Source organism: Baekduia sp. Peel2402, assembly GCF_052567285.1.
In genome coordinates this window covers 3,143,672-3,169,729 of sequence record NZ_CP199582.1, presented here as the reverse complement: position 1 = coordinate 3,169,729, position 26,058 = coordinate 3,143,672, and the positions used below count along the sequence as shown (strand labels likewise).

Annotated in this window: 30 protein-coding genes; 17 read left to right on the top strand and 13 right to left on the bottom strand. The window is 69.9% G+C overall.

Going from position 1 to position 26,058, the window contains the following annotated elements:
• The first annotated feature begins 7 nt into the window (after nucleotides 1–7).
• From ACT01A_RS15525 to ACT01A_RS15495, 7 genes are read left to right on the top strand one after another with little or no spacing between them, the layout of a single operon-like run.
• A complete protein-coding gene (locus tag ACT01A_RS15525) occupies nucleotides 8–784 on the top strand; it encodes an FhaA domain-containing protein (protein ID WP_445147995.1) in 777 nt (258 codons plus the stop codon).
• Between the two features lie 2 nt (nucleotides 785–786).
• Nucleotides 787–1,278: an FHA domain-containing protein gene (locus ACT01A_RS15520; RefSeq protein WP_445147994.1), complete on the top strand. Its 492-nt coding sequence runs from the start codon at nucleotides 787–789 to the stop codon at nucleotides 1,276–1,278.
• Nucleotides 1,279–2,565: a Stp1/IreP family PP2C-type Ser/Thr phosphatase gene (locus ACT01A_RS15515; RefSeq protein ID WP_445147993.1), complete on the top strand. Its 1,287-nt coding sequence runs from the start codon at nucleotides 1,279–1,281 to the stop codon at nucleotides 2,563–2,565.
• Nucleotides 2,566–2,605: 40 nt separating this feature from the next.
• Nucleotides 2,606–3,955 carry an FtsW/RodA/SpoVE family cell cycle protein gene (locus tag ACT01A_RS15510; RefSeq protein ID WP_445147992.1) on the top strand — a complete coding sequence of 450 codons (1,350 nt, stop codon included), beginning with the start codon at nucleotides 2,606–2,608 and terminating at the stop codon, nucleotides 3,953–3,955.
• Complete coding sequence (locus tag ACT01A_RS15505) at nucleotides 3,952–5,394, top strand: peptidoglycan D,D-transpeptidase FtsI family protein (RefSeq protein ID WP_445147991.1); 1,443 nt, start codon at nucleotides 3,952–3,954, stop codon at nucleotides 5,392–5,394. Before ACT01A_RS15510 ends, ACT01A_RS15505 begins: the two co-directional genes overlap by 4 nt.
• A complete protein-coding gene (gene pknB / locus ACT01A_RS15500) occupies nucleotides 5,391–7,340 on the top strand; it encodes a Stk1 family PASTA domain-containing Ser/Thr kinase (protein ID WP_445147990.1) in 1,950 nt (649 codons plus the stop codon). Before ACT01A_RS15505 ends, pknB begins: the two co-directional genes overlap by 4 nt.
• Nucleotides 7,337–8,305, top strand: coding sequence for a D-alanine--D-alanine ligase family protein (locus tag ACT01A_RS15495; protein ID WP_445147989.1), 969 nt, complete (start codon nucleotides 7,337–7,339; stop codon nucleotides 8,303–8,305). The genes pknB and ACT01A_RS15495 overlap by 4 nt, the downstream gene beginning before the upstream one ends.
• A 4-nt stretch (nucleotides 8,306–8,309) precedes the next feature.
• Here ACT01A_RS15495 and ACT01A_RS15490 read toward each other — a convergent pair whose 3' ends face one another.
• The 12 genes from ACT01A_RS15490 to ACT01A_RS15435 form a co-directional block, all read right to left on the bottom strand.
• A complete protein-coding gene (locus ACT01A_RS15490; RefSeq protein WP_445147988.1) occupies nucleotides 8,310–8,483 on the bottom strand; it encodes a hypothetical protein in 174 nt (57 codons plus the stop codon).
• An 83-nt stretch (nucleotides 8,484–8,566) separates the two neighbouring features.
• The gene (gene ligD, locus ACT01A_RS15485) at nucleotides 8,567–9,418 is read right to left on the bottom strand and encodes a non-homologous end-joining DNA ligase (RefSeq protein ID WP_445147987.1); all 852 of its coding nucleotides are present in this window, start codon (nucleotides 9,416–9,418) and stop codon (nucleotides 8,567–8,569) included.
• Nucleotides 9,415–10,923 (bottom strand): protein kinase domain-containing protein, encoded by a 1,509-nt coding sequence (locus ACT01A_RS15480; RefSeq protein ID WP_445147986.1) that lies wholly within the window; start codon nucleotides 10,921–10,923, stop codon nucleotides 9,415–9,417. Before ACT01A_RS15480 ends, ligD begins: the two co-directional genes overlap by 4 nt.
• Before the next feature lie 113 nt (nucleotides 10,924–11,036).
• Nucleotides 11,037–11,843 (bottom strand): flagellin N-terminal helical domain-containing protein, encoded by an 807-nt coding sequence (locus ACT01A_RS15475; protein ID WP_445147985.1) that lies wholly within the window; start codon nucleotides 11,841–11,843, stop codon nucleotides 11,037–11,039.
• A gap of 60 nt (nucleotides 11,844–11,903) precedes the next feature.
• Nucleotides 11,904–12,137 carry a carbon storage regulator CsrA gene (csrA, locus tag ACT01A_RS15470; protein ID WP_445147984.1) on the bottom strand — a complete coding sequence of 78 codons (234 nt, stop codon included), beginning with the start codon at nucleotides 12,135–12,137 and terminating at the stop codon, nucleotides 11,904–11,906.
• Nucleotides 12,138–12,187: 50 nt separating this feature from the next.
• Entirely contained in the window at nucleotides 12,188–12,685 is a 498-nt protein-coding gene (fliW, locus tag ACT01A_RS15465) for a flagellar assembly protein FliW (RefSeq protein ID WP_445147983.1), read from the bottom strand.
• Nucleotides 12,682–13,632, bottom strand: coding sequence for a flagellar hook-associated protein FlgL (gene flgL, locus ACT01A_RS15460; RefSeq protein WP_445147982.1), 951 nt, complete (start codon nucleotides 13,630–13,632; stop codon nucleotides 12,682–12,684). Before flgL ends, fliW begins: the two co-directional genes overlap by 4 nt.
• 3 nt (nucleotides 13,633–13,635) lie before the next feature.
• Nucleotides 13,636–14,973: a flagellar hook-associated protein FlgK gene (gene flgK / locus ACT01A_RS15455; protein ID WP_445147981.1), complete on the bottom strand. Its 1,338-nt coding sequence runs from the start codon at nucleotides 14,971–14,973 to the stop codon at nucleotides 13,636–13,638.
• 3 nt (nucleotides 14,974–14,976) lie between these two features.
• Nucleotides 14,977–15,537 (bottom strand): flagellar export chaperone FlgN, encoded by a 561-nt coding sequence (gene flgN, locus ACT01A_RS15450; RefSeq protein WP_445147980.1) that lies wholly within the window; start codon nucleotides 15,535–15,537, stop codon nucleotides 14,977–14,979.
• A complete protein-coding gene (locus ACT01A_RS15445; protein WP_445147979.1) occupies nucleotides 15,534–15,833 on the bottom strand; it encodes a rod-binding protein in 300 nt (99 codons plus the stop codon). The genes flgN and ACT01A_RS15445 overlap by 4 nt, the downstream gene beginning before the upstream one ends.
• The gene (locus ACT01A_RS15440; RefSeq protein ID WP_445147978.1) at nucleotides 15,833–16,540 is read right to left on the bottom strand and encodes a flagellar hook-basal body protein; all 708 of its coding nucleotides are present in this window, start codon (nucleotides 16,538–16,540) and stop codon (nucleotides 15,833–15,835) included. The genes ACT01A_RS15445 and ACT01A_RS15440 overlap by 1 nt, the downstream gene beginning before the upstream one ends.
• A gap of 238 nt (nucleotides 16,541–16,778) precedes the next feature.
• Nucleotides 16,779–17,468, bottom strand: a complete 690-nt coding sequence (locus tag ACT01A_RS15435) for a flagellar hook-basal body protein (RefSeq protein ID WP_445147977.1) — start codon at nucleotides 17,466–17,468, stop codon at nucleotides 16,779–16,781.
• Between the two features lie 69 nt (nucleotides 17,469–17,537).
• On the opposite strand from ACT01A_RS15435, the gene ACT01A_RS15430 reads away from it, so the two are divergent.
• Together ACT01A_RS15430 and ACT01A_RS15425 are read left to right on the top strand one after the other, a co-directional pair.
• Nucleotides 17,538–18,128, top strand: a complete 591-nt coding sequence (locus ACT01A_RS15430; RefSeq protein ID WP_445147976.1) for a hypothetical protein — start codon at nucleotides 17,538–17,540, stop codon at nucleotides 18,126–18,128.
• The gene (locus ACT01A_RS15425; protein ID WP_445147975.1) at nucleotides 18,121–18,399 is read left to right on the top strand and encodes an EscU/YscU/HrcU family type III secretion system export apparatus switch protein; all 279 of its coding nucleotides are present in this window, start codon (nucleotides 18,121–18,123) and stop codon (nucleotides 18,397–18,399) included. The genes ACT01A_RS15430 and ACT01A_RS15425 overlap by 8 nt, the downstream gene beginning before the upstream one ends.
• 59 nt (nucleotides 18,400–18,458) lie before the next feature.
• On the opposite strand, the gene ACT01A_RS15420 is transcribed toward ACT01A_RS15425, so the two are convergent.
• Nucleotides 18,459–19,277, bottom strand: a complete 819-nt coding sequence (locus ACT01A_RS15420; RefSeq protein ID WP_445147974.1) for a sigma-70 family RNA polymerase sigma factor — start codon at nucleotides 19,275–19,277, stop codon at nucleotides 18,459–18,461.
• A 364-nt stretch (nucleotides 19,278–19,641) separates the two neighbouring features.
• Here ACT01A_RS15420 and ACT01A_RS15415 point away from each other — a divergent pair, with 364 nt between their 5' ends.
• The 8 genes from ACT01A_RS15415 to fliE all read left to right on the top strand — a co-directional run bounded on the left by ACT01A_RS15415 (nucleotide 19,642) and on the right by fliE (nucleotide 26,057).
• The gene (locus ACT01A_RS15415; RefSeq protein WP_445147973.1) at nucleotides 19,642–22,071 is read left to right on the top strand and encodes a tetratricopeptide repeat-containing glycosyltransferase family 2 protein; all 2,430 of its coding nucleotides are present in this window, start codon (nucleotides 19,642–19,644) and stop codon (nucleotides 22,069–22,071) included.
• A 170-nt stretch (nucleotides 22,072–22,241) separates the two neighbouring features.
• The gene (locus ACT01A_RS15410; RefSeq protein WP_445147972.1) at nucleotides 22,242–22,601 is read left to right on the top strand and encodes a hypothetical protein; all 360 of its coding nucleotides are present in this window, start codon (nucleotides 22,242–22,244) and stop codon (nucleotides 22,599–22,601) included.
• Nucleotides 22,602–22,610: 9 nt separating this feature from the next.
• Nucleotides 22,611–23,987: a flagellar filament capping protein FliD gene (gene fliD / locus ACT01A_RS15405; protein ID WP_445147971.1), complete on the top strand. Its 1,377-nt coding sequence runs from the start codon at nucleotides 22,611–22,613 to the stop codon at nucleotides 23,985–23,987.
• A 33-nt stretch (nucleotides 23,988–24,020) separates the two neighbouring features.
• Nucleotides 24,021–24,413, top strand: coding sequence for a flagellar export chaperone FliS (gene fliS / locus ACT01A_RS15400; protein WP_445147970.1), 393 nt, complete (start codon nucleotides 24,021–24,023; stop codon nucleotides 24,411–24,413).
• Nucleotides 24,410–24,739, top strand: coding sequence for a hypothetical protein (locus tag ACT01A_RS15395; RefSeq protein WP_445147969.1), 330 nt, complete (start codon nucleotides 24,410–24,412; stop codon nucleotides 24,737–24,739). The genes fliS and ACT01A_RS15395 overlap by 4 nt, the downstream gene beginning before the upstream one ends.
• A gap of 182 nt (nucleotides 24,740–24,921) precedes the next feature.
• Nucleotides 24,922–25,278: a flagellar basal body rod protein FlgB gene (locus ACT01A_RS15390; protein WP_445147968.1), complete on the top strand. Its 357-nt coding sequence runs from the start codon at nucleotides 24,922–24,924 to the stop codon at nucleotides 25,276–25,278.
• Nucleotides 25,279–25,725: a flagellar basal body rod protein FlgC gene (gene flgC, locus ACT01A_RS15385; RefSeq protein WP_445147967.1), complete on the top strand. Its 447-nt coding sequence runs from the start codon at nucleotides 25,279–25,281 to the stop codon at nucleotides 25,723–25,725.
• Nucleotides 25,725–26,057: a flagellar hook-basal body complex protein FliE gene (fliE, locus tag ACT01A_RS15380; RefSeq protein ID WP_445147966.1), complete on the top strand. Its 333-nt coding sequence runs from the start codon at nucleotides 25,725–25,727 to the stop codon at nucleotides 26,055–26,057. The genes flgC and fliE overlap by 1 nt, the downstream gene beginning before the upstream one ends.
• Nucleotide 26,058: the final 1 nt, after the last annotated feature.

The window sequence follows — 26,058 nt, the reverse complement described above, 5'->3', positions numbered from 1 at the left end:
ACACGGCATGAGCGTCCTCCGCAGCCTTGAAGAGAAGATCGCCGGCCTCGTCGAGGGGACGTTCGGCCGCGTCTTCCGGTCCGAAGTCCGGCCGGTCGAACTCGCGCGCAAGCTTGCGAAGGAGATGGACGAGCACCGCACGGTGTCCGTCTCGCGGACCTACGTGCCCAACGAGTACGTGGTCTGGCTGTCGCCGCAGGACCGCCAGCGCTACGAGGGCGTCGAGCAGTCGGTCATCGACGAGCTCGGCGCGTACCTGCTCGAACACGCGCGGCGCGAGCGGCTGGCGCTGGTCTCCAAGCCGCAGATCGAGTTCCGCACCGACGAGCGCCTGGCGCTGGGCGAGTTCGGGATCCAGGCGCGGCTCGTCGAGCCCCATCAGCCCGCTCAGCCCGAGCAGCCCGCCGCGCGCCCGGCCGACTACGGCCACACGATGGTCTACTCGACCTCCGACCGCCACCAGTCGGCGCTCAACGAGGTCGGCGGCGGCGCGCAGAACGTCCGCCGCCGCGCGGTCATCGTCGCCAACGGCAAGCGCCTGCAGATCCCGCCGACCGGCGCGTTGATCGGCCGCAGCCGCGACGCGGACATCGTCTTGGACGACTCCAACGTCTCACGCCGCCATGCTGAGATCTCGCCGTCTGGGCAGAACTGGCTGATCCAGGACCTCGGCTCCACCAACGGCGTCCGCGTCAACGGCCGCGCGGTCGACGGCGCGCACCCGCTGGAAGACGGCGATCGCATCGAGTTCGGCACCGTCCGCGTCGACTTCGAGGTCGAGTAGCCGTGATCGATCCCGCCTCCGTCGCGCTGAAGTTCGCCTTCTTGGCCGTCCTCTACCTGTTCTTGTTGTGGATCTCGCGCAACGCGCTGAAGGACCTCAAGCGCACGACGTTGCAGACGACGAGCTCCGGCGCCTTCGTCCCGTCGCCGTCTGAGGCCACGGGCATCCAGACGATCGGCGCCGACGCCGCGGCCGGCCTGGACCCGCGCCTGGTCGTCGAGCGCGCGCCCGGCCACGTGCCGGGCATGGAGTACGAGGTCGGCGAGGGCGCGGTGCTGGGCCGCGGCGACCAGGCCGAGATCCGGCTCGAGGACCCGTTCGCCTCCTCGCGCCACGCGCGGCTGACGCGCCAGGGCGCGGTGATCGTCCTGGAGGACATGGGCTCGACCAACGGCACGTACCTCAACGAGGAGCTGGTCGACGGTCCGCGGCCGTTGCACGCCGGCGATCGCGTGCGGATCGGCGACAGCGAGTTCACCTACATGGACCGCTAGATGCTGCGCGTCGCCGATCACGCCGCCCGCACCGACACGGGCCGCGCCCGCTCTGCCAACGAGGACTCCTACTGGGTCCGCTCGCCGCTGTTCGTGCTCGCCGACGGCATGGGCGGCGCGCAGGCCGGCGAGGTCGCGTCCAAGACCGCGGTCGACGTCTTCGCCGACCAGGGCGGTCTGCCCGACGGCCCGGGCACCTACGAGGAGCGCCTCGCCGGGCTGGTCGCCGCCGCCAACTCGCAGGTCCACGAGCGCGCGCAGTCCGACGACCAGTTCGCCGGCATGGGCACGACGCTCACGGTCGCCTACGTCGGCGAGGACGACCTGGCGATCGCCCACGTCGGCGACTCCCGCTTCTACGTGCTGCGGGACGGCCAGCTCTCGCAGCTGACCGACGACCACTCCTTGGTCGGCGAGCTGGTGCGCCGCGGCCAGATCTCCGCCGAGGAGGCCGAGGACCACCCGCAGCGCTCGATCATCACGCGCGCGCTGGGGATCGAGGGTGAGGTCGTCGTCGACCACTTCTCCTGGCCGGTCCGCGACGGCGACGTCTTCCTGCTCTGCTCCGACGGCCTGACCGGCATGGTCCCGGACCCGCGCGTGGCCGAGCTGATCGCCACGTCGCCGGATCTCTCGACCGCCGCGACGCGCCTGATCGCCGCCGCCAACGAGGCCGGCGGGCGCGACAACATCACCGTGATCCTCTTCCGCGTGGAGGAGGTGACGCCGGGCGAGGGCGCGGTCGTCGGTGGCAGCGGTGGACAGGAGACGATGGCCGGCGCGACGGCGCCGAGCACCGCCGAGGTGCGCGCGGCGTCGGCGGCGGGAGCGGGCGCGACGGCGACGCAGCAGTCGAGGACCCCGGACGACCCGCGATCCGTGGTCGGCGCGAGCACGGTGGAGGCGCGCGCCCCGCGCCCGCCGCGCCATCCGCGCCACGACGCCGCGCCGAAGCGCAAGCGCCGCTGGGCGCCCTTCGCCAAGGGCTTTGCGGTCATCGCCGTGCTGCTGGTCCTGATCGCCTCCGGCGGTTGGATCGCGACGCGGTCGGTCTATTTCGTCGGCACCGACGACGACGGGTTCGTGACGCTCTACACGGGCCTGCCGTACTCGCTGCCGATCCTCAAGCTCTACTCCACGGAGTTCACCAGCGGCGTTCCGGCACAGGAGCTGTCGCCCCAGGTCCAGCGCACGGTCACCGAGCACAAGCTGCGCTCGCACGACGACGCCGTCGACCTCATCCGCCAGCTCGAGCAGGGCACGCTGGCGGGGCAGAACGCCTCGTGAGCGCTCGTCGAGACTTCGTCTCGATTGAGACGGAAACAGCATGAGTGCACGGAATCGCGAGCTCTTCGCGCTCATCCCGGCGGCGCTGCTCGTCTCCGCCGGCTTCGCGGCCGTCTTCCTGTCGCGCGACGACCTGCTCGGCGGGTTGAGCGGGACCAACGAGGTCTCCAACGCCAGCCTCACCTACGGCGCGATCTTCCTCGGCCTGTGCGTCGCCGCGCACCTCGTCCTGCGCCTCACGCTGCCCAACGCCGATCCCTACCTGTTCCCGCTCGCGGCGCTGCTGGCGTCCTTCGGGCTGGTCGAGATCTACCGGATCGACGACGGGCTGGCGCGGCTTCAGGCGCAGTGGTTCGTCATCGGCCTCGGGCTCTTCACCGCGACGATCGTGCTGCTGCGCGACTACCGCAAGCTGGAGCGCTACCGCTACCTGATCGCCATCGGCGGCATCGGGCTGCTCCTGCTGCCGCGCGCGTTCACGCCGGTCAACGGCGCCTACCTGTCGATCCAGATCGGCTCGCTGTCGGTGCAGCCGGCGGAGTTCGCCAAGATCGCGATCGTCGTCTTCCTGGCGTCCTACCTGCGCGACACGCGCCAGCTGCTGGTCACGGCGGGTCGGCGCTTCATGGGCGTGACGATCCCGCCGCTGAAGCACTTCGGCCCGATGCTCGTGATCTGGGGCACGTCGATGCTGCTGCTGTTCTACATCCGCGACATCGGCTCGTCGGTGATGTTCTTCGGCGCGTTCCTGGCGATGATCTACGTCGCCACCGACCGGCTGTCGTTCGTGGTCGTCGGCATCGCGACGTTCGCGCTGGGCGCCTATCTGGTCGCCGGCCACATCGGCCACATCGCCGACCGCATCGACGCCTGGCAGGACCCGTTCAACCCGGACTTGCTCAACCGCGTCAGCGGCGGCAGCTACCAGCTCGCCCAGGGACTCTGGGCGCAGGCCGACGGCGGCGTGCTCGGCCGCGGCTTCGGCCAGGCGGTGCTGCGGATCCCCGGCAGCGAGGACTGCAGCGCGACCATCAACTGCTCGCTGCTGCCCGCGCCGCACACCGACTTCATCTACGCGGTGATCGTCAACGAGCTGGGCCTCCTGGGCGCCGCCGGGCTGTTGTGCATCTACCTGCTGCTGGTCCAGCGCGGGTTCAAGATCGCGATGCTCGCGCGCGACTCGTTCTCCAAGCTGCTGGCGACCGGGCTGACGAGCGTCTTCGCGTTGCAGGTCTTCGTGATCGTCGGCGGCGTGACCAAGTTGATCCCCTTGACCGGCGTCACGCTGCCGTTCGTCTCTTACGGCGGCTCGTCGATCCTGGCGAACTTCGTGTTGTTGGCGCTGTTGCTGCTGGTCTCTGACCGCGCACGGAGAGAGGCGTCGGCGTGAACAAGCCGATCGGGCGCCTCTTCGTCGTCGCGTTGCTGATGTTCGGCGCGCTGCTGGTCTCGACCTCGTGGTGGACGGTGCTGCGCGCCGACGACCTCGACCACGACACCGCCAACCACCGCGAGCTGATCCGCGCGCAGAAGATCCGCCGCGGCACGATCTTCGCCGCTGACGGCTCGGTGATCGCCCGCTCCACGCGTGACGACGAGGGCGTCTACCACCGCGCCTATCCGCAGGGCAAGCGCTTCGGGCACCCGATCGGCTACTCCTACAGCTCGATCGGCCAGACCGAGCTGGAGCGCTACCGCAACGACGAGCTGACCGGCAACAAGAACGCGCTCACCACCACCTTCGATCAGCTGATCGGCAAGGCGCGCGAGGGCGACGACGTGCGCACGTCGCTGGATCCCAAGGCCCAGCAGCTGGCGCTGGACGAGATCGCCAAGGTGGGGTCCTCGGGCGCGGCCGTTGCGCTGGATCCGCGGACGGGCTCGGTCAAGGTGATGGCCTCGACCCCGACCTATGACCCCAACACGATCGCCAACGCGGGCGTGCTGAAGGCGGCCAACAAGAACGAGCGTGAGAAGCCCTTGGTCAACCGCGCCGTGCAGTTCGGCGCCGCGCCGGGCTCGACGTTCAAGGTCATCACCTCGACCGCCGCGATCGACACGGGCGCCTTCAGCGCCAACAGCGCCGTCGACGGCGACAGCGGCCAGAAGTTCTCCGGCGTCCCGCTGGCCAACGACTTCAACGAGGACTTCGGCCAGATCGACCTGAAGACCGCGCTGGCCAAGTCGGTCAACACCGCGTTTGCCAACGTCGGCGAGAAGCTCGGCAAGTCGGTGATGAAGGAGTACATGGAGCGCTTCGGCTTCGACGCCAAGCCCGAGCTCGACTACCCGAAGGACTCGATGTCGGCCTCGGTCGTCGCGCCCAACCCGCCCGGCCACGCGGTCTCGCCGACGTCGCGCTTCGTCGACCTCGGCCGCATGTCGATCGGCCAGGGCGGTTTGCAGGCCACGCCGCTGCAGATGGCGCAGGTCGCGGCCGCCGTGGCCAACGACGGCAAGCTGATGAAGCCGCATCTCGCCACGCGCGTCGTGGACCGCGACGGCCGCACGGTCGACCAGGTCGAGCCCGAGGTGCAGTCCGAGGTCATGAAGGGATCGACGGCCGCCGCCGTGACCGACATGATGGTGGGCGTGGTGCAGAGCGGCACCGGTCGGAACGCGCAGATCCCGGGCCTTCAGGTCGCGGGCAAGACGGGCACGGCCGAGACCGAGTTCGGCAAGAAGATCAACGACGTCTGGTTCATCGGCTTCGCGCCCGCGGACAACCCGCGGGTTGCGGTGGCCGTCACGGTCAAGGCCGTCACGGGCTTCGGCGGCGACTTCGCGGCGCCGATCGCGCGCGACATCATGGAAGAGCTCTTGAAGTGACGGATCCCACGCCCGAGACCACCTCGACGATCATCGACGGCCGCTATCGCGTGCTGGCCCGCGTCGGCTCCGGCGGGATGGCCGACGTCGTCTGCGCCGAGGACCTGCAGCTCGGCCGCAAGGTCGCGATCAAGCTCCTGCACCGGCGCTTTGCCCAGGACGAGGAGTTCGTCGAGCGCTTCCGCCGCGAGGCCTCCAGCGCCGCCGGCCTCCAGCACCCGCACGTCGTGGCCGTCTACGACCGCGGCGCGTGGGACGACACGTACTACATCGCGATGGAGTACCTCGAAGGACGGACGCTGAAGAAGCTCGTCCAGGAGGAGGCGCCGCTGGAGGCCTCGCGCGCGATCGACTTCACGATCCAGATCCTGCGCGCCGCGCGCTTCGCGCACAAGCGCGGGATCATCCACCGCGATCTGAAGCCCCACAACGTGATCGTCGACGCCGAGGGGCGCGCGAAGGTCACCGACTTCGGGATCGCCAAGGCGGGCGCGTCGGACATGACGCAGACCGGGTCGATCATGGGCACCGCGCAGTACCTCTCGCCCGAGCAGGCCCAAGGGCACGCGGTCAGCGCGCCGAGCGACCTGTACTCGATCGGGATCATCTTGTACGAGATGCTCACCGGCCGCGTGCCGTTCGACGGCGAGAGCGCGGTCACGATCGCGCTCAAGCAGGTCGGCGAGGCGCCGGTGCCGCCGTCGCAGCTGAACCCGGCGGTGCCGCCCGCCCTCGAGGCGGTCGTGCTCAAAGCCTTGGAGAAGGACCCGGCGCGCCGCTTCGCGGACGCCGACGAGTTCGTCGCCGCGCTGGAGCAGGCGGCCGCCGGCATCGTCCCGGTCTCCGCGTTCGGCGCGACCGGCGAGGCGACGCGCGTCCTGCAGCCGACCGGGCCGATGGTCCCGCTGCCGCCGCCGGACGCCTACATCGAGCAGCGCCACTACGGCCCGCCCCCGGCGCCCGGCGAGGTGGTCGAGGAGGACGACGGCGACGGCCCGGGCAAGTGGTGGATCGCGTTGTTGGTGGGGTTGCTCGTCGCGGGCGCGATCGTCGCCGGGCTGCTGCTGACCGGCAAGGACAAGGTCAAGGTGACCAACGTCGTCGGCCGCCCGCAGGCCGAGTCCGAGCTGGTGCTCAAGCGCGCTGGGCTGAAGACCGACGTGACGCTGAAGGAGTCAGACACCGCGGCCAAGGGCACGGTCACGGGGCAGGATCCCGCGGGCGGCTCGCGCGTGCCGAAGGGCTCGACGGTCAACCTCACCGTCAGCTCCGGCCCGGGCACCGCGCGGATCCCGGACCTCACCAACCAGCGGCGCAGCGACGCGCGCAAGGCGCTGACCGACCTCGGCTTCAACATCACCGAGGAGCAGCAGGCCAGCGACACGATCAAGGAGAACCGCGTCATCGGCACGCGGCCCGACGTCGGCCAGGAGCTCGACAAGGGCGCGAGCGTGACGCTGATCGTCTCCAGCGGGAAGGAACGCGTCGCCGTGCCGAAGGTGACCGGCCTGACCGAGGACGAGGCCCGAACGACGCTGGAGTCGGTCGGCTTCAACGTCTCCAAGACTGATCAGGAGACCACCGACGAGGACGAGGTCGGCAAGGTGCTCGCGCAGAAGCCCGCCAGCGGCGGCACGCTGGCCAAGGGCGGCACGGTGGCGATCACGGTCGGCAAGGCGCCGCCCGAGGTCGATGTGCCAAACGTCGTCGGGCAGGGCCGCTTGGCCGCGCAGGCGGCGCTCAAGCAGGCGGGCTTCGACGTCGAGCTGGTCCCGCAGGAGACCACCGACCCCGCGCAGGACCTGCGCGTCATCACCCAGGACCCGGCCTCCGGGACCAAGGCCAAGAAGGGCGACACCGTGACCCTCACCTACGGACAGCTTCAGGAGGCGTCGAGCACGACGCCGAGCAGCACCTCGCCGAGCGAGACGGAGACCACGCCGTGAGGGTCGCAGTCCTCGGCGGCGGTCGGTCCTCGGAGCACGAGGTCTCGCTGGTGTCGGCCGCCACGGTCGCCCAGGGCGCGCTGGACGCCGGGCACGAGGTGCTGCGCGTCACGCTGGAGCGCGACGGCACGTGGTGGCACGACGGCGACGAGCTGGTGCTGCGCCCTGGCCGCGGGTTCCTGGACGCCGACGTCGTCTTCCCGGTCCTGCACGGCCCGTTCGGCGAGGACGGCACGGTGCAGGGCTTGTTGGAGCTGTTGGACGTGCCCTACGTCGGGTCCGGCGTGATGGCCTCGGCCGTGTGCATGGACAAGGTGGTGTTCAAGGACCTGATGGCGCAGGCGGGGATCCCGCAGGTCGCCTACGCGCTCGTGGAGAAGGACCGGCCGCGCCCGTCGCTGGAGCACCTCGGCTACCCGCAGTGGGTCAAGCCCGCGCGGCTGGGGTCCTCGGTCGGGATCGTCCGGGTGGAGAAGCCCGAGGAGATCGACGCCGCGCTGGACGAGGCGTTCTCCCACGACGACCGCGTGATCGTCGAGGCGAACTCGTCGGGCCTGGAGATCGAGTCCTCCGTGTTGGGCGACACGCACGACGCGCGCGTCAGCCAGCCGGGCGAGATCGTCCTGCTGCGCGACGGCTGGTACGACTACGAGGCCAAGTACACCGAGGGCGGCATGCGCCTGGAGTTCCCGGCGCGCATCTCCCCGACGGCCATCGCGCGCCTACGCGAGGAGGCCGCGCGCGCCTTCTCGGCGGCCGGCTGCTCCGGCCTGGCCCGTGCCGACTTCTTCGTCGACGGCGAGACGGTGTTGTTGAACGAGTTGAACACGCTCCCGGGCCAGACGCCCACGTCGGTCTACGGCGTGTTGTGGGAGCGCTCCGGCCTGGCTTACCCGGACCTGGTCGACGAGCTCTGCAAGATCGCCGTCGCGCGCTTCGAGCGCGAACGCGCCCTGCGCCACTAGGGCGCTAGCGCGGCGGCGGGGCGATCGAGGTCGAGCGGCGGGCCTGGTCCTCGGCGTGGAGGCGGCGGGCGAGCTTGAGCTTGGCGTCGACCTGGGCGGCGAGGTCGGCGGCGGAAGGCGAGTTGTCGTCCTTGCGGCGGATGGCCGCGAGGGAGGGGAGCGCGGGCAGGGAGGCCATGGTCTGGTGATCGGCCGTTCGTCCAGGGGCGCTGAGGGGTGCGGTACTGCCGGCGACGTGGGGATCCCCCGAGGGGGTGATGGCTATCCGCGCGGCAGCGCGCGGGCGGCGGAGGTGATGTCGGCCCAGGGGTCGCCGCCGAGCTCCGCGAGCCGGTCGCCGATCGTGCGCAGGGTCCAGCCGTCGGGCTTCAGCGCGTCGTCGTCAAGCTCCTCCCAGCGCAGCGGCGTGGCGACCGGCGCGTGGGGGCGCGGGCGCGGCGCGTAGGGCGGGACGACGGTCTGGGCGGGGCGGTTGCGGGCGACGTCGAGGTAGATGCGGTCGTCGCGCTTGTTCTTGTAGAACTCGGTCGTGAGCGTGTCGTCGTGCGCGGCGGCGAGGTCGGCGGCGAAGGCCGCGACCCAGTCGGCGACGTCGCCCACCGCGCGCGTGCGCTTGAGCGGCACGACGACGTGGATGCCGCGCGAGCCGGTGACCATTGCGAACGGCTCCAGGCCCACGGCGCGCAGGGCGTCGCCGCAGAGGCGGGCCGCGGTGCGCACGGCGGCGAAGTCCTCGGTGGACGGGTCGAGGTCGATGACCAGCCGGTCGGGGCGGTCGAGCTTGTCCGCGCGGGAGGTGAAGACGTGCGGCGTCACGCAGCCCTGCTGGGCCAGCCACTGGAGCGTCCGCTGGTCATTGGCCAAGACGTGGTGGACGACCCCGTCCTTCTTGGGCACCTCCACGGTCCGCACCCAGTCGGGCGCGCCCTTGGGGACCTCCTTCTGAAAGAACCCGCCGTCGCCGACCGCGCCGCGGAAGCGCTGGAGCGACACCGGCCGGTCGCGCACGTGCGGGAGCATCACGTCGGCGATCGACCCCATGTACTCGAACAGCTCGCCCTTGGTGATCCCGTCCTCGGGCCACAGCTCGCGCTCGGGGTGGGTCAGCCTCATGGCTTGGGCTGGAAGAGGACCAGTTCGGAGATGCCGACCTTGCCGCCCTCAGGCAGCTTGGTGATCCAGACCAGGTAGTAGCGGAACTTCTGTCCGGCGGTGTCGAGCTGGATCGCCATCGACTTCTTGGTGGCGTCGATCGTCGTGCCGAGGTCCTGCCAGCCGCTGAGGTCGGTCGCCTTGGTGTCGACCGAGTTCGACACGTACACCTTGCCGGTCCAGCCGGTGGTCGTGGTGCGGATGTCCAGGCGCTTGGCGACGATGCCCGGCTTGGCGTCGAGGTAGATCCCGACACCGGGCTTGCTCTGCAAGCCACCGCGGTAGGTCTCGGTCGTCCAGACCGTGCCGGGGTCGTCGTCCAGCACGCGCAGCGCGTCGCCGCCGTGCTCATCTTGGTCGCCGTAAGGATCGAAGTCGTGGGCGCGCGACTGGCCGAGCGACACCGACTGCAGCCCGGTCGCCGGCTGGGTCTTGTCGACCGGGCGCTGCGCGGTGCCCTTCTCGGTGCGGTCGGCCAGCAGCAGCACCGCGGCGACGACCACCGCGGCGATGACGACCAGCGCCGCCACCAGGCGAACCGGGTGGATCACGCGCGCGGGCAGCCGCCGCTGGGCGGAGGCCGGCAGCGTGCGCAGGACCGCGGTCGCCTCGCCGGTCGAATGGCCCGAGCGCTGCGTCTCGATCGCCAGGACCTCTTCGAGCGCGGCGATCAGCGCGCGGTCGTCCGGGTAGCGCTTCTCGGTCTCCTTCGCGGTTGCCCGCTCGAGCACGGCCGCCAGCGCGTTGGAGACCTCCGGCCGGCGCACCTGGACGTCCGGGAGCTGCTCGCGCACGTGCTTCATCGCGACCGCCACCTGGTTGTCGCCCTTGAACGGGACGTCCCCGGTGAGCATCTCGAACAGCACGATGCCCAAGGAGTACAGGTCGCTCTGACCGGTGACCGGGTGGCCCAGCGCCTGTTCGGGTGAGACGTAGTCGGTGGTTCCGAGCACGCGGCCGTCGGCGGTGAGGCCCTCCTGGTCCAGCGTGCGGGCGATCCCGAAGTCGGTGACCTTCGCCGAGCCCTCCTCGTCGACCAGGACGTTCTGGGGCTTGACGTCGCGGTGGACGATGCCGCGGTCGTGCGCCACGCCCAAAGCGCGCGCGATCTCGATCGCGTAGGCGATCGACTCCTGGATCGGCAGCCGCCCATAGCGCCGGATCCGGTCCTTGAGCGTCTCGCCCTCGACGTACTCGAAGACGATGTAGGGCATGCCCTCGTCCTCGCCGGCGTCGATGACCGTGACGATGTGCGGGTGGTTGAGCTGCGCGACGGCGCGCGCCTCGCGACGGAAGCGCTCCAGCTGATCGCTGTCGGTCGCGATCTCGCGGTGCATGAGCTTGATCGCGACCTGGCGCTCCAGCACGGTGTCGAAGGCGCGATAGACCGTCGACATTCCTCCCGTGCCAATTTGGGCGTCCAGCCGATACCGGCCGTTGAGCAGCGTGCCGACCTGCGAGCTCACAATTCCTATTGTCCCCGTTCGCCCTAAGCGCGGGATCACCTTTAACGACCATCGGACCGCTCCCCCGGCAGAGGAGCGGCCCGACGGCCGGACAGAGGCACTGCTTTCGGGGCTTACCCGAGGAGCTTCAGGACGTTCTGCGGGGCCTGGTTGGCCTGCGAGAGCATCGCGGTGCCGGCCTGCTGCAGGACTTGCATCTTGGTGAGGTTGACCATCTCCTCAGCCATGTCCACGTCGCGGATGCGCGACTCGGCCGCGGTCAGGTTCTCCTGGTAGGCGGCGGAGACCGACAGCGTGTGGTCGAGGCGGTTCTGCACGGCACCCATCTCGGCGCGGGCGGCCGAGACGGCGTTGATCGCCGTGTCGATCTCGGAGATGTCGGTGTTCGTCGTCGCCGACAGCGAGGCGTAGGACGAACCGATGCCCGTGGCGAGGTTCAGGAACGTGATCCCGATCTGCTCGCCGTCGTTGGCGCCGACCTGGAACGAGACCGTGGCGGAGCCGTTCAGCAGGCTGATGCCGTTGAACTGCGCCTGCTGGCCGATGCGGCCGATCTCAGACGCCAGCTGGTTGACCTCGTTCTGGATCGAGGTGCGGGCGGCCGTGTCGAGCGAGCCGTTCTTGTACTGGACGGCCAGCTCGCGGACGCGCTGGAGCATCGAGTGGACCTCGTCGAGGTTGCCCTCGGCGGTCTGGACCATCGAGACGCCGTCCTGGATGTTGCGCTGAGCCTGGCCGAGGCCGCGGATCTGCGACCGCATGGACTCGGAGATGCCGAGGCCGGCAGCGTCGTCGGCCGCGCGGTTGATGCGGTAGCCGGAAGAAAGACGTTCCATCGACTGCGAAATCTTCGCCGTATTCGACTGAAGGTTCCGCGTGGCGTTCATCGCCTCGATGTTGTGCGTGATGCGAAGGGACATCCTTTGTCCTTTCCTGTCAGGAGGGAGTAGTGCAGGGAGGGAGTTGCGTCTAGCCGGCGGCTAGGGGTTCTTGGAGGGCGCCGGGACGTCGTCCGGAAGTTCGGTGACGTCAGACGCAGCGGCGGCACGATTCTCCGCCTGGACGGCCGCCCAAATCTCTTCCCGGTAGACGGGGATCGACTTGGGAGCGGCGATGCCGATGCGAACGCTCGAGCCGCTGACCTCGATCACTTCGACCACGACGTCGTCGCCGACCATGATCTTCTCGCCGGGGCGACGGGTGATGATGAGCATCTTTCAGATTCCTCCTTGGATTCCGAGGCTGGGGTTCGAGCGTAGAAGGGCTACGCGGCCTTCGTCGACGGCTCCTCCTGGAGCCCGGCGAAGAGGGGGGCACGGACCGGGGCATCCGTCACCTGGTTGATCACCTGGTGACCTTGGTTGCCCACGACGAGGATCGGCGCGCGTAGGTTGGCGCAGAAGTCCTCGAGTGCGGCGGCGGACCGGACGGTCACGTAGACCATCGCGTCCTCGGCGCTGGAGATGCCAAGCCGCTCGGCCTCGTCGTCGGACAGCTCGAGCTCGTAGTCCTCGAAGAACCGCCAGGGGTTCGTCACGGGGACCGCCAGCTCGGGGTCGTCCATCGAGTGCAGCCAGACGAACGCGGACTCCTCGCTGCGAGCGAGGAGGGCGAAACGCCGGCCACCCAGGCCGATGAGCCCATTCGGGAAGTCGAGCACTGCCTCGGCGGGGATCTGAAGCTCCCCGAAGCGGCTCGACTGGAGCGTTACTGCCATGTGGGAGTCGCCTCCGTTGTTGGGGTTGATCAGTCCGCCGCTCATGACAGGAACTGCAGGAGCGAGGGCTGGATGACCTGCGCGCCGACCTTCAAAGAGGCCTGGTAGGCGGCAGATTGGGTCTGGTAGTTCATGAGGGCCTCCGCGTAGTCGACGCCGGTGAGGTCGTCGATCTTCTGCTTGGTCCCGTCCTCGAGGTCCTCGAGGCGGGCCGTGGCCGCGGTGGCCCGGTTCGACATCGCGCCAACCGCCGAGACGGCGGAGCTGATGGCGGTCTGGTTGGCCTGGATCGCCTGGAGATCGGTGGTCCCGATCGCCTGGAGGTCCGCGGCCGTGCCCCCGCGCAGATGCGCGGAGAGCTGGGCCAGCGCGTCGAGGATCTTGCCGTCCCCGGTCGCGCTGCCGCTGCCCAAGAGCGCACCTGCGGTCAAGGGCGTGCTGGTTCCGTCCGTGGTTGTGAAGGACGGGTTGGTGGAAAGTTGGGTACCGGCGCCGCCGTCGCGGATGATCGCGTTGGCGTCGCCCTGGTAGGTGTCGCCGGTGGCGGTCGTGTAGGGCGCCTTGTCGGTCGCCGTGCCGGAGAAGACGTACTCGCCGTCGACCTTGGCGTTGACCGAGTCCTTGGCGGACTTGATCAGCTGGTCGATCTCGTCGGCCATCGCGTTGCGGTTGGTCTGGCTGTAGGAGCCGTTGGCGCCGGTCAGCGCGAGCTCGCTGGCGCGCGACAGGACCGAGCGCAGCGACTCCAGCGACGACTCGACCGAGGTCAAGCGCGTCGAGACGCCGGCGACCGAGTCCTGGCTGGACTTGATGCCCGACAGCTCCGACAGGCGCAGGCGCTCCTGCGCCGCGGCGATCGGGTCGTCGGACGGCGCGTTGACCGAGCGGCCGGTGGAGATCGAGTTCTGGGTGTCGGTGAGCGTCTTGTACCGGGACTGGAGGTCCTGCAGGACCCGGTCGCTGACCATGTTGTTCGTGACGCGGAAGGACATGATCTACATCCCCACCCGTCCGGTCGAGTTGATCAGCGTGTTCAAGATGTCGTCCATCGTCGTCAGCGCGCGGGCCGCGGCCTGGTAGCCGCGCTGGAACTTGATGAGGTTGGACATCTCCTCGTCCAGCGAGACGCCGGAGACCGACTGGCGCTGGCCCGAGATCGAGTTCTGGACGCTCGTCGCGGTGGAGTAGGTGTTGGTCGCGCTCTGGACGTCAGAGCCGACCGTGCGGACGAGGCCGGCGTAAGCCGTGTCGACCGTGCCGCCGCGCAGCTTGGCGATCGCCGCGGCGACCGAGTTGTCGCCCGCCGCGCCGCCGGCCGGAGCGCCGGTGACCGTCGCGCCGGTGGCGACCGTCGCGATGTCGGTCGCGCTGGTGCCGGAGAAGATGGGGTTGGTCGCCAGCGTGTTGACGCCGGTGATCAGCGACGAGGCCATCGAGGACAGCGTCGTGCGGTAGCTGGCGATCTTGGCCGCGGCGTCCTGCAGGCCGCCGAGCTGACCGCCCGGGGTCGCGGAGATCGTCGCGGTCGTCGGCATCGTGACCGCGGTCTGGGAGACCAGCGGCTGCGTGGCGCCGGCGAAGGACACCTGGATCATGCCCGGGTAGGCCTTGTTGCCGTTGGCGTCGAGCGTCGGGTCGGCGGTGACCGAGACCTGGCCGTACTGCGAGAGCTGGTCCAGCAGCTGGTCGCGGCGGTCGAGCAGGTCGTTGGGCTCGCTGCCGGACTGGACGGCGATGTTGATGCGCTGGTTCAGCGACGCCAGCTCGTTGGCGATCGGCTTGATCGGGCCTTCGGGCGACAGCATGTCGCTGATCGCGTCGGTGGCCTGCTGGCCGGAGGCGGCCAGGTCCTTGTCCAGCGAGTTGAAGCGCGTGGCGAGGTTCTGCGCGGCGCCGACGACGCCGTCCTTGGCAGCCTGCGAGCTCGGGTTGGACGCCAGCGTGTCCCACGAGGTCCAGAACTTGTCGACGAGCGCCCCGAGGTCGTTGGCCGTGCCCGAGCCGAGCAGGCTCTGCGCGGTCGTCAGGCGGCGCGCGGTGGTCTCGGCCTGCGAGGCGACCGTGCTCTGGGTGCGGTACTGAAGATCGAGGAAGTCCTCGCGGACACGGCGGTAGCTGAGGACGTCGACGCCCTGGCCGAGCTGCGCGCCCGTGCCGTCCTGCTTGATCGAGTCGATCAGCAGCGACGGGGCGGCGCCGAGGACGACCTGCTGGCGCGTGTAGCCGTCGGTGTCGACGTTGGCGATGTTGTGGGACGTGACGTCCAGCGCCGACTGGTGGGCCTGGACGCCGCGCAGCGCCGTGTTGAGTCCGCTGAAGGCCGGGATCGTCATGGCCTATGCCTCGAGGTCCAGGGCGCGACGAACGCGCACGGCCTGGGCCGACGGGTCGAGGGTGGCGCGCATGTTGGCGCCCGGCTCGCTGGGCGGCCGGTAGCCGACGTCCTCGCCGTCCACGCCGAGCTGGCGGGTCAGGTGCGACAGGAACGCGAGCTCCTGGCGCATGAGGGCGCGGTTGACGACGTGCTCGCGCTGGACCTCGGCGAGGAGGCCGCGCAGCTCGGCGGAGCGGCCCTTGGCCGCCATCGCCTCGTTGGGGTTCAAGAGCTGGGCCAGCGCCTCGAGCGTGACCTGGTGGGCCGGGATGCCCAGGCCGCCGCCGGCCTGCGTGAGCAGGCGGACGCGGTCGCGCTCCAGGCCGGAGCGACGCTCCATCTCGGCCTGCATCTCGCCGAGGCGAGCCAGGACGGCGTCGACGTCGCGGTTGCGGATCGCGGCGCCCTGGCGCAGGACGGCGTCCAGCAGCCGGCGCGCGGAAGCGATCTGCGCGTCGAGGTGGCGAAGGATGTCGGTGCCGAACGCGGTCGGCGCCTGCGGAGCGAGCGTCGTGGCGGTCATGACGTCGCCCCCTGGTTCTTCAAGTTCGCAGCGATCGTGCGGGCGAGCCCGAGGCCGCCGCTGCCCACGACCGCGTCGGCCATGACGCCCGGCAGCATCTGCTTGTACTGCTGGGTGGCCGGCGAAGCCGACTCGTCGTCGGAGCCCTTGGCGGTGTCGGCCATCGACTGCGTGAGCTGCTCGACGAGCTGGCGCTCGAACTGCAGCGCAGCCTTGTAGGTGTTCTTGTCCTCGGTGCTGCCGCTGCGGATGTCCGCGGGCAGCGTCGAGTTGTCGATGGGCGGCAGGGTCGACATCAGCGCTTGACCTGGTTGGCGATCTCCAGGATCTGGTCCTGGGTGGTGATGGCCTTGGAGGCGAGCTGGAACGCGCGCTGGGCCTCGATCATGTCGGTCATGGCCTGAGCCGTGTCGACGTTCGAGCCTTCCAGCGTGCTCTGCGTGAGCGTCGTCGACTTGGCTGCTGCGCGGATCGCGCCGGAGCCGGTCGTCGCCACGTAGGTGTTGTCCGGGCCGCCCTTGAGGGCCGCCGGAGCGGGGACATCCACGATCTTGAGCTGGCCGAGCGCCTTGCCGTCCAGCGAGATCGTCCCGTCGGCGCCGATCTTCACGGCGTCGGTGTTTGCACCCTGCGGGAACTTGATGGAGGGCTCAATGAGCTCGCCGGTGTGCAGGGCAAGGCGTCCGTCGGCGGTGACCTGGAGGTTGCCATCGCGCGTCAGCGCCTTGGTGCCGTCCTTCAACTTGACCTGGATGAACCCAGGGCCGTTGAGGGCGACGTCCAAGGAGCGCCCGGTGTTCTCAAGCCCGCCCTGCGCGGTAGAACGGCCGATCGAGGTCGCGGCCGACCCCGCTCCGATCTCCACGCCCTTAGCGGCGCCGTAGCCCTGGGCATCGTCGTACACGAGGTCGCGGAACGCGACACGGGCGGCCTTGTAGCCGTGCGTGTCGACGTTGGCGAGGTTCGCCGATACGGCGTCGAGCCGCGTCTGCTGGGCTGCCATGCCGGCGGCCGCTGTGTACATGCCTTCAAGCACTTTTAACCGGGTCTCCTGGGAAGGAGGGAAATCAGGATCTCCGGCTTCCACCAAGGGTGGTCCAGCCTGCGGTGATCCTCTGTCTCTCCGGTGATCGGCAAGGGCCGAACCGACTTGAGAAGTGATGGGACATCCGTCCGTTGCCGAACCCGCCCACCGCCCCCAGCCATCCTCCCAACCGCACCAAAGTGCGGTTTTGCAGGCGCTAGGCCGGGAGGTTGCCGACCTGGCTCGACGCCAGCTGCAGCGTCGAGTCGATCGTCTGGATGGCCTTCTGGCCGGCCTCGAAGGCGCGCATAGAAGCCATCATGTCGACCATCGTGCGGCCGGCATCGACGCCGGAGCCCTCAAGGACCCCGGACTGGACCTCGCCCTTGGCGGTACCCGCGGCGGTGCCCGTGACGTAGGAGTCACCGGACTTGGCCGGGTTGGTGAGGTTGAAGTTTCCGACCTTGGCGACGTCGACCGTGCCGTCGGCGTTGACCTTGACGGGCTTCTTGTCGGTGCCGAGCACCTTGTTGCCCATCTGGTCGATCAGCTCGCCGGCCTTGTTGGCCTGGAAGGAGCCGTTGCGCGTGTAGCGCACGCCATCAGCGGTCTGCACCCCGAAGAAGCCCGGGCCCGCGATCGCGAGGTCGAGCGGCTCGTCGGTGGCCTTCAGCGCCTCAGGCGTGAAGTCGGTGACCTGCTTGGTGATCAGCGGACCGATGCCGAGCTTGCCGACCTGCTGGCCGGTCTTGGTGTTCTCGAGCAAGAGGTCCTCGAAGGAACGCTGCTGTGACCGGTCGGACTTGTAGCCCGGGGTCGCCGCGTTGGCGAGGTCGTTGGAGATCTGATCCTGCCGGACCATCTCGGCAACCATGCCGGCGGCGGCGATGTAAAGCCCGCGTTCCATGCCTCCCGTAGGTCGGCCCGGCGCGGCGCGACTTGAGGCGCCTTCGCGCCTGCGAACCTGTGGGCGGACATGGAAGCGATCCCGATCAGCGCGACCCTGCTGCGCGGGCTGCTGCCCGAGCTCACGCTCACGCCGGGCACGTTCGTCACGGGCCGCGTGCTGGACCCCAAGACGCTCAACCTCGCGGGCGTCAAGCTGGCCGCGCAGCTCCCGGCGGACGTCGTTGCCGGCCAGGTCCTGCGGTTGCAGGTCCAGGAGGCGACGACCGAGCGGATCCACCTCAAGGTGATCGAGCCGGGTACGCCGCTGGCCCAAGCCGCCCAGGCGGCGGAGCCGCCGCAGGTCCCGGCCAACGCCTACCAGCTCGCGCTGCCCGGCGGGATCGTCGCCAAGCTGCACGTCGAGGAGCGCGAAGAGGCCGGCGGGCGCAAGCGCGGCGATGGCGAGGCGCGGACGGTCGTCGTCCGCTACGACTCGCCGACGCTCGGGCGCCTGGACGTCCGGCTGGACGCGCACTCGGCGGCGGTCCACGTCGCCGAGGGCGATCCGGCGGCCACGGTCGCCGAGGCGGCCGAGGTCCTGCGCGACGCGCTGATGCGCGCGACCGGGAACCCGACGCAGGTCACCGTCCACCCGCGGAGCTTCAACCTGCGTGCCTGAGGAGCCCAAGAAGCCCAAGCGCGCGACGGCGCTGCGCTATGACCGCGAGAAGCACGGCTCGCCGGAGGTGATCGCGACCGGCTCGGGGCTGATCGCCGAGCGGATCGTGGAGATCGCGCGCGAGCAGGGCCTGCCGGTGCGCGAGGACCCGGCGCTGGCCGAGGCCCTTTCACGACTACAGCTCGAGCAGGAGATCCCGCCCGAGCTGTTTGTCGCAGTGGCCGAGGTCCTGGTGTGGGCCTACGGCTTGGAGAAAAAGCGTCGCTTCTAAGCCCCCGCGAACAAGCGACGAAGGAAGCAGCAGCCAGGCGAACGAGCCGCTAGGCGAGCTCAGGCCACGGCCTGGAACAGCGGCGCGTCGTCGTCCAGCACGGTGCGCAGCGTCTTCTTGAGCTGACCGTGGATCTGGCAGACGCGGGACTCGGAGACGCCGAGGATCTCGCCGATCTCGGCCAGCGTCATGTTCTTGACGTAGAGCAGGACCGCGACCTCGCGCTCGCGCTGGGGCAGACGGGAGAAGGCCTCGCGGAACTTGTCCTTGGCCTGCTCCTTGGCAGCCTGGTGCAGCGGGTCGGCCGACGCGTCGGTGGAGGCGATCGTGTCGATGCGCTCGATCGTCGTCTCGTCGTCGGAGAGCACGAGCGTGTTCAGCGACGTCAGGTCGGACTGCGTGACCTCGTCGCGGCGCTTGCGCAGCTCGGCGACCGTGGTGCCCATCGACTCGGCCAGCTCGGGCTGGGTCGGGCGACGGCCGTGCAGCGTGGTGAAGTCGTCGGCGGCGCGCTCGATGTCGCGCTCCCAGCGGCGGACGGAGCGCGGGGCCCAGTCCTGGCGGCGCAGCTCGTCGAGGACGGCGCCGTGGATGCGGGTCCAGGCGTACTGCTCGAGCGTGGCGCCCTTGGCCGGGTCGTAGCGCTCGATCGACTGGATGAGGGCCTCGAGGCCGCAGGAGATGAAGTCCTCGACCTCACAGCGGGCCGGCATCTCGCGGACCTTCTTGTAGACGATGTACTTGACCAGGGGGGCGAAGGTCAGCACGAGGCGATCACGAACGGCGCGATCGTTGGTGCGGCGGTACTCCTTCCAAAGCGCGAGCGTGTCCTCGGAGGAGAGGCGGCGCTTGGAGGTCTGGGCGGTGGCGAGGCTCATACGACGGGGCTCCTTGGTGCGGGGGGGACGCTGGAGGTATCGGTGCGGCGCCGAACGTTCCGCATCCCCAATGTCTGGTATCGAGCCTCTGGACATGCGGCCAGACGTGCCCTCCCCAGAACTGGGGACCCACCCCGTCGAACCTCCATCGAACGCACTCAAAGCTGTGCATGGGTGCCGATCCTGCTTGACACGCGCGGGGGCGTACGCGTGAGGGCCGTTCGTCGTGAGTTCGCTTCAGGACCCATGCATCCGCGCGCAGACCATGGTGTGACGTTGCTCTCAACTCGAAACGTCGGTGGCCGAACGTACGGAGTGGCGGCCCTCCCGCCGTTCCTTCCCCTCCAAGGAGCCTTCAGCACCCATGGCGCTTCGCCTCGTTGCGCCGGTCGACGGACCGGCACCCCAGACTTCCGCCCCCACCACGGGCGCCGCCGCAGTCGCGCAGGTCACCAACCGCGCGGCGAGCCTGCTCGAGGCCCACGACCTCGCGGGCTGGCGCTCCCTGGCCACGGCCGCAGGCGAGCTCGCCGACCCCAACGACCGCTACCTCGCGCGTCGCTTGCTGCTGGAGTCGATCCTGCGCAACCGCGCCAACACGCCGTCCAAGAACGCCGAGCAGCTTGCCGCCGGCGCGCTCGCGGGCACCGAGATGCTCGAGAGCGAGCCGCGCGAGCCCGTCCTGCTGAACTTCACCGGCGTCCTGATGTACGAGCTCGGCGCGATCGTTGCGGCCGAGGCACTCTTCCGCGCCGCCCAGCGCCTGGACCACGAGCTGGCCGACGTCGGCGCGAACCTGCGCGCGGTCACCGCCCGCCGCAAGGCCGGCCTGACCACGCCCCAGGGCTTGCCGCCGCAGGTGCTGCGCCTGCTGCGCACGCTCGGCCCGCGCGCCCAGAAGGCCGCGCAGAAGGCCGTGCCCGCCACCGACCAGACGGTCTCGCTGTGCATGATCGTCAAGGACGAGGAGGCGATGCTGCCGCAGTGCCTGGCCTCCGTCGCCGAGTTCGTCGACGAGCTGATCATCGTCGACACCGGCTCGACGGACCGGACGGTCGAGATCGCTGAGTCTTACGGCGCGACGATCCTGCACCACGAGTGGGACGGCGACTTCGCCGCCGCGCGCAACGTCGGCCTTGAGGCCGCGAGCAGCGACTGGCTGATGTACCTGGACGCCGACGAGGTGCTCGTCGACGGCGAGGGCCCGCGCCTGCGCGAGCTGCTCGGCCACACCTGGCGCGAGGGCATCTTCCTCACCGAGTCCAATCACGTCGGCGAGGTCCAGGACGGCGTCGCCGTCCAGCACGCCGCGCTGCGCCTGTTCAAGAACCACCCGGACTACCGCTTCGAGGGCCGCGTCCACGAGCAGTTCGCCCACAAGCTGCCGGCCCAGCCCGAGCGCGTCGAGTACACGCAGGTGCGGATCGAGCACTTCGGCTACCTCGGCGCCGTCCGCGAGTCCAAGGGCAAGGCGAACCGCAACCTGGAGCTCCTGGAGCGTCAGATCGCCGAGGGCGTCGACACGCCGTTCCTGCACTTCAACCTCGGCTCCGAGCGCGCCGCCGGCGGCGACATCGCCGGCTCGCTGGTGCACCTCCAGCGCGCCTGGGACAAGGTCGAGCAGGACCCGGACCGCTTGGAGCTCGGCTACTTCCCGTCGCTGTGCTCGCGTCTGGTCAAGGCGTTGAACGCCAACGGCCGCCACGCCGAGGCGGTCACGCGCGGCGACGAGGTCCTGACGCTGCTGCCGGGCTTCACGGACATCGTCCTGGAGCAGGCGATGGCCGCCCGCTCGCTGGGCGACCTGGAGACCACGATCGCGCGCTTTGACCAGTGCATCGAGATGGGCGACGCGCCCGCGCGCTACAGCGCGACGGTCGGCGCCGGCACCTACCACGCCCGCAACCTGCTGGCCGAGGTGCTGATCACCGAGGGTCGCCTCGACGAGGCCGAGACCCACCTGCACCACGTCCTGGAGCACTACCCGCGCTTCGTCGGCGTGGTCGAGCCCTACGCCCGCGTCTTGCTGCGCGGCGGCACGCCCGCCGCCGAGGTGGCCGCGCGGATCGCGGAGATCGTCCCCGAGCCGACGCCGGCCCAGCGCTTTCTGCTCGCTGTCCCCTTCTACGAGGCTGCCGCGCTTGATGAAGCCGAGACGCAGCTGCGCTCCGTCCTGACGGCGCAGCCCGGCGCCCATGCGGCGCGGGTCGCGCTCGCCGAGGCGCGCCTGTCGCAGGGCGACCTGGACGGCGCCGCGCAGCTCGCCGCCGAGGTCCCGGCCGACGCGCCGCACGCCCCGGCCGCCGCGCAGACGCTGGTCTTCGCCCGCCTGGCCGCCGGCGCCGACGCGCCCGCGTTGGACGCCGCCTTCGACTACGCCCAGACCGCCGGCCTCGGCGCCGCCCAGCTCGCCGCGCTGCGCGCGTGGCGCGGTGGCGCGGATGCGGGGGCGGGCGGGACCGTCGTCCCCGCCGACGCGGCGCCGTTGGTGGCCGTGATGCTCGAAGCGCTCGCGCGCCTAGAGCGCTTTGACGAGTTCGAGGCGCTGGCCGGCGTGGTCGAGCGGCTCGACCTCCCATGGCGTGAGCAGCGCGAGCTGCTGGCCGGGGTCTACCTGCGCCGCGGCTTCCTGGAGTCGGCCGCCCGCGAGTGGTTCGGCGTCGCCGAGAAGCTCGGCGCTCCGGACGCGCGCGTGCTGCTCGGCCTGGCCCACCTGGCCGAGGCCGACGGCCTCCACGACGACGCCCAGCTCATGCGCGACGAGGCCGCCAGCCTCGCCGGCGCCACCGCCTAACCGCTGCCGCGCGCTTCCCGATGGGCTGTCCCGCCAGACATCCGCTCGACGATCCGACGATCGGCCGTCCGTCCATGCCTTTGCTCAAGGCCCTTTCCGGTGCACCGATGACCGGAGAGACGAGAGCAGGCGGCTCAGGGACGAGCCGGACGGAAAGCGAAAGGATTCACATGGACATCGACGCGACAAAGGGCATCGGCGGACTCTCCGCCGTCCCCACCCGAGGCAAGGCCGATACGGCCGCGGTCTCGGGCGAGTTCGCGCGGGTGTTCGACATCGCCGAGGCACGCCGCCGGCGAATGACGGGCCCGGAGCGCATCCCAGACGAGGTCTGGGACGACATCACCCGTGCCGGGCAGCTCGCCGACGACCTCACGGCTCGCGGGCAGAGCGTCCGCTTCGACACGCATCGCCTGACCAATCGGGTCGTGGCGTCGCTCGTCGACGACGACGGTCGCCTCCTGCGGCCGGTCGGCCTCGGCGAGATCTTCGGCCACGGCCACGACCCCGACCCGGCACCCGCCGCCTAAAAGGACGACATGGCCGGAATTCAGCTCAGCGGACTCGTGTCGGGGATCGACACCGGATCGATCATCGATCAGTTGATGACGATCAACAAGATCCCGCGCACGAAGATCACCCTCGACCAGGACGCGACGACCAAGCGGCAGGGCCTGCTGCAGGACGTCTCTTCCAAGCTCACGACGCTCAAGTACGCCAACGACGACCTCAAGTCGGCGCTGACGTGGCTGGACTCCCAGACCGTCGAGAGCGCGGACACGTCGAAGTTCACGGCCACGCGCACCGCCGGTGCGGCGCCGGGCGGCTACGACGTCCAGGTCAACCAGCTCGCCACCGCCGAGCGCCAGACCTACGGCTTCGTCGCACCGACCGCCGATGGCACGCTGGACATCGCCAACGCCGACGGCACCGCGCGCGTCAGCGTCAACGTCAAGGCCGGCGCGTCGCTGAACGACGTCGTCGGGGCGATCAACAGCGACACGAAGTCCGGCCTCTACGCGGTCAACGTCAACGGCAGCCTGGTCTTCAGCTCCAAGACGACCGGCGACACCAGCGGCTTCTCGGTCAGCGGTGCCGGCATCGGCAGCCAGACCGAGCGGGTCGCCGGCCAGAACTCCAAGGTCACGATCAACGGCACCGCCTACGAGCGTCAGACCAACACGATCACCGACGCTCTGCCGGGCGTGTCGCTCACGCTCAAGGGCAAGACGTCGGGCACCGACACGGTCGGCCTTACGGTCGGCGCGCCGGGTCCCGACAAGGACAAGATCGTCGACAAGGTCAAGTCCTTCGTCACCGCCTACAACGACCTCGTCACGACGACGCGCGCCGGCCTGTCCGAGAAGCCGGTCCGCGGCGCGTCGACCACGGCCGACATCCAGAAGGGCACGCTCTTCGGCGACTCGGGCCTGTCGACGATGCTGTCGCAGTTCCGCACGACGCTGTCCAACGCGGTCAACGGCGCCAGCGGCACGTTCAAGTCGATGACCGACCTGGGCATCTCGACCGGCGCCGCCTCGGCGACGATCAACCAGGACTCGCTCGACGGCAAGCTCACGCTCGACGAGACCAAGCTGCGCTCCGCGCTGGACTCCGATCCCAACGCGGTCCGGTCGCTGCTCGGTGGCATGTCGGGCACCGACGGCTTCGCGCAGGGCTTCGCGAAGGTCCTCACCAACTACCAGGGCTCGGCCGGGCTGATCCAGGCGCGGATCACCTCGGCGACCAGCGAGCTCTCCGATCTGGCGACGAAGCTCACCGACTTCGACGCCCGCATGGACGCCAAGCAGGCGCTCCTGACCAAGCAGTTCACGGCCATGGAGACCGCGCTGCAGCAGAGCCAGGCCGCTGGCTCGAAGTTCAGCTCGATGTTCTCGACCGATTCGTCCTCGTAGCTCCTCCTCCCGACCCGGAGTCCCTCCCTCACCATGAATCCCTACGCCAGCCCCCAGGCCTACCGCGACTCCGCGGTGCTGACCGCCTCTCCTGAGCAGCTCGTCGTGATGTTGTACGACGGCGCCGTGCGCTTCCTGCGCCAGGCGGAGGTCGCCATGAAGGAAGGCGCGTTCCTGCACAGCTTCGAGAAGCTCTCGCGCGGCGAGGCGATCATCGACGAGCTGCTGGCGACGTTGAACATGGACGTGGGCGAGATGTCCGAGCGCCTCCAGGCGATCTACGTGTTCCTCAAGAAGACGCTGATCGAGGGCCGCATCCAGCGCAACCACGAGAAGATCGGGCAGGTCATCGCGCTGCTCGTCTCGTTGCGCGAGGCGTGGGCCAAGCTCGCCGAGCAGGCCGCCGCCGCGCCCGCCTCGGCATGAGCGTCTTCGCCCTGCTCGTCGCGCTCGGGCGCGAGGAGCACGCCGCCGTGACCGACGGCCGCTGGGACGACCTCGCGGAGCTCAACGCGCGCCGCGAGCAGGTGCTCGCCGCGCTGCCCGCCTCCGCTCCGCCGGAGGCGCTGGCCGACCTGCGCGAGGCGATGCGCCTCCAGGCGCTGTCGGCTGCCGCGCTCAAGCAGGGCCTGGCCGACACGGCCTCTGAGCTGCGCCGTGTGGGCACCACTCGCACCGCGGTCGCCGGCTACGCCGCCGGCACCGGTGTGGCCTCCGCGCGTCCGCGCGTGAGCTTTAACGGCGTCGGATAACAGACCGCCGGCGGCGCTCGCGCTGTCCGGCGCCCGACGCCCAGCGTGAGGCTAGTCCACGCCTGGACGCTTCCTGGACGCGGCGCTCAAGCGGGCGTCCGTTCGGCCGAGAACGTTGAGTGGGTGGCCATGGCCGGCGACCGACTCAGTGCCCACGGACGGGCCACGACTTAGGCACGTCCATGGAACTGTTCGACACCACCCAGATCGGCCTCGAGCGCGCGCTTTCCGGCAGCTCGATGCGCCAGCAGGCGATTGCTCAGAACATCGCCAACGTCAACACGCCTGGCTACAAGCGCAAGGACGTCGACTTCCAGACGGCGCTGCACAACGCCTGGGACGCGGGCAAGCCGGCGGTCGAGGGCGCGAGCATCTCGACCACGACGGACGACGCCACGACGATGCGCGCCGACGGCAACGCGGTCGACATCGACGCCGAGGCCTCCGAGCAGGCCAAGAACGGCCTCACCTACGAAGCGGTCTCTCAGCTCATGAAGACCCGCGTCAGCATCATCAAGACCGCGATCGGGACGATGTAGATGGGCCTCTTCGACGCGATCAGCTCCTCCGCTTCCGGCATGCAGGCCGAGCGCGTCCGCATGGACGTCGTCTCGGAGAACCTCGCCAACGCCGAGACGACGAAGGCCGCCGATGGGCAGCCCTACCGCCGCAAGGAGGTCGTCTTCCAGGAGGCCGGCTCCAGCGGCACGCCGACCTTCGCCTCGATCTTGTCCGGCATCTCCGACAACGCGCCGACGCACGGCGTGAAGGTCAGTGGGATCGTCGAAGACCAGTCCGCGCTCAAGCGCATCTACGACCCGGGTCACCCGGACGCAGACAAGGACGGCTACGTGACGATGCCCAACGTCAACTCCGTCACGGAGATGACCGACCTGATCTCGGCGTCGCGGTCCTATGAGGCCAACGTCACCGCGATGCAGACGGCCAAGACGATGTTCACCAAGACGCTGGACATCTTGCGCTGATGCCGATCGACCCGTCCATGGCCATCAAAGGCCTCGACTGGAACGTCGGCTCGGTCGGCAAGCTCGACGGCACGCCGACCACCGGCACCGAGGGCGCTCAGGGCGCGGGCAGCGGCGGCTTCGGCCAGCTGCTCAGCAACCAGATCGGCGCGCTCGAGAAGTCGCAGACCGACGCCTCCTCCGCCTCGCGTTCGCTGGCTGACGGTACGGCCACGGACCCGACGGCCGCGATCGTTGCAGTCGAGCGCGCCCAGCTGTCGATGCAGCTTGCAGCTCAGCTTCGCACCAAGGGCGTCGAGGCCCTTCAAGAACTTTTCCGCACGCAGGTCTAGC

What these genes read in the sequence shown, in the direction of transcription:
- flgK (WP_445147981.1), bottom strand. Translation starts at nt 14,973, where the DNA reads ATGACGATCCCGGCCTTCAGCGGACTCAACACGGCGCTGCGCGGCGTC.
- flgC (WP_445147967.1), top strand. Translation starts at nt 25,279, where the DNA reads ATGGGCCTCTTCGACGCGATCAGCTCCTCCGCTTCCGGCATGCAGGCC.
- ACT01A_RS15510 (WP_445147992.1), top strand. Translation starts at nt 2,606, where the DNA reads ATGAGTGCACGGAATCGCGAGCTCTTCGCGCTCATCCCGGCGGCGCTG.
- fliW (WP_445147983.1), bottom strand. Translation starts at nt 12,685, where the DNA reads ATGAGCGGCGGACTGATCAACCCCAACAACGGAGGCGACTCCCACATG.
- ligD (WP_445147987.1), bottom strand. Translation starts at nt 9,418, where the DNA reads ATGAGGCTGACCCACCCCGAGCGCGAGCTGTGGCCCGAGGACGGGATC.
- fliE (WP_445147966.1), top strand. Translation starts at nt 25,725, where the DNA reads ATGCCGATCGACCCGTCCATGGCCATCAAAGGCCTCGACTGGAACGTC.
- fliS (WP_445147970.1), top strand. Translation starts at nt 24,021, where the DNA reads ATGAATCCCTACGCCAGCCCCCAGGCCTACCGCGACTCCGCGGTGCTG.
- ACT01A_RS15420 (WP_445147974.1), bottom strand. Translation starts at nt 19,277, where the DNA reads ATGAGCCTCGCCACCGCCCAGACCTCCAAGCGCCGCCTCTCCTCCGAG.
- ACT01A_RS15490 (WP_445147988.1), bottom strand. Translation starts at nt 8,483, where the DNA reads ATGGCCTCCCTGCCCGCGCTCCCCTCCCTCGCGGCCATCCGCCGCAAG.
- ACT01A_RS15475 (WP_445147985.1), bottom strand. Translation starts at nt 11,843, where the DNA reads ATGTCCCTTCGCATCACGCACAACATCGAGGCGATGAACGCCACGCGG.
- ACT01A_RS15435 (WP_445147977.1), bottom strand. Translation starts at nt 17,468, where the DNA reads ATGGAACGCGGGCTTTACATCGCCGCCGCCGGCATGGTTGCCGAGATG.
- ACT01A_RS15395 (WP_445147969.1), top strand. Translation starts at nt 24,410, where the DNA reads ATGAGCGTCTTCGCCCTGCTCGTCGCGCTCGGGCGCGAGGAGCACGCC.
- ACT01A_RS15430 (WP_445147976.1), top strand. Translation starts at nt 17,538, where the DNA reads ATGGAAGCGATCCCGATCAGCGCGACCCTGCTGCGCGGGCTGCTGCCC.
- ACT01A_RS15440 (WP_445147978.1), bottom strand. Translation starts at nt 16,540, where the DNA reads ATGGCAGCCCAGCAGACGCGGCTCGACGCCGTATCGGCGAACCTCGCC.
- ACT01A_RS15390 (WP_445147968.1), top strand. Translation starts at nt 24,922, where the DNA reads ATGGAACTGTTCGACACCACCCAGATCGGCCTCGAGCGCGCGCTTTCC.
- csrA (WP_445147984.1), bottom strand. Translation starts at nt 12,137, where the DNA reads ATGCTCATCATCACCCGTCGCCCCGGCGAGAAGATCATGGTCGGCGAC.
- flgL (WP_445147982.1), bottom strand. Translation starts at nt 13,632, where the DNA reads ATGTCCTTCCGCGTCACGAACAACATGGTCAGCGACCGGGTCCTGCAG.
- ACT01A_RS15515 (WP_445147993.1), top strand. Translation starts at nt 1,279, where the DNA reads ATGCTGCGCGTCGCCGATCACGCCGCCCGCACCGACACGGGCCGCGCC.
- ACT01A_RS15415 (WP_445147973.1), top strand. Translation starts at nt 19,642, where the DNA reads ATGGCGCTTCGCCTCGTTGCGCCGGTCGACGGACCGGCACCCCAGACT.
- ACT01A_RS15410 (WP_445147972.1), top strand. Translation starts at nt 22,242, where the DNA reads ATGGACATCGACGCGACAAAGGGCATCGGCGGACTCTCCGCCGTCCCC.
- flgN (WP_445147980.1), bottom strand. Translation starts at nt 15,537, where the DNA reads ATGACCGCCACGACGCTCGCTCCGCAGGCGCCGACCGCGTTCGGCACC.
- ACT01A_RS15445 (WP_445147979.1), bottom strand. Translation starts at nt 15,833, where the DNA reads ATGTCGACCCTGCCGCCCATCGACAACTCGACGCTGCCCGCGGACATC.
- fliD (WP_445147971.1), top strand. Translation starts at nt 22,611, where the DNA reads ATGGCCGGAATTCAGCTCAGCGGACTCGTGTCGGGGATCGACACCGGA.
- ACT01A_RS15525 (WP_445147995.1), top strand. Translation starts at nt 8, where the DNA reads ATGAGCGTCCTCCGCAGCCTTGAAGAGAAGATCGCCGGCCTCGTCGAG.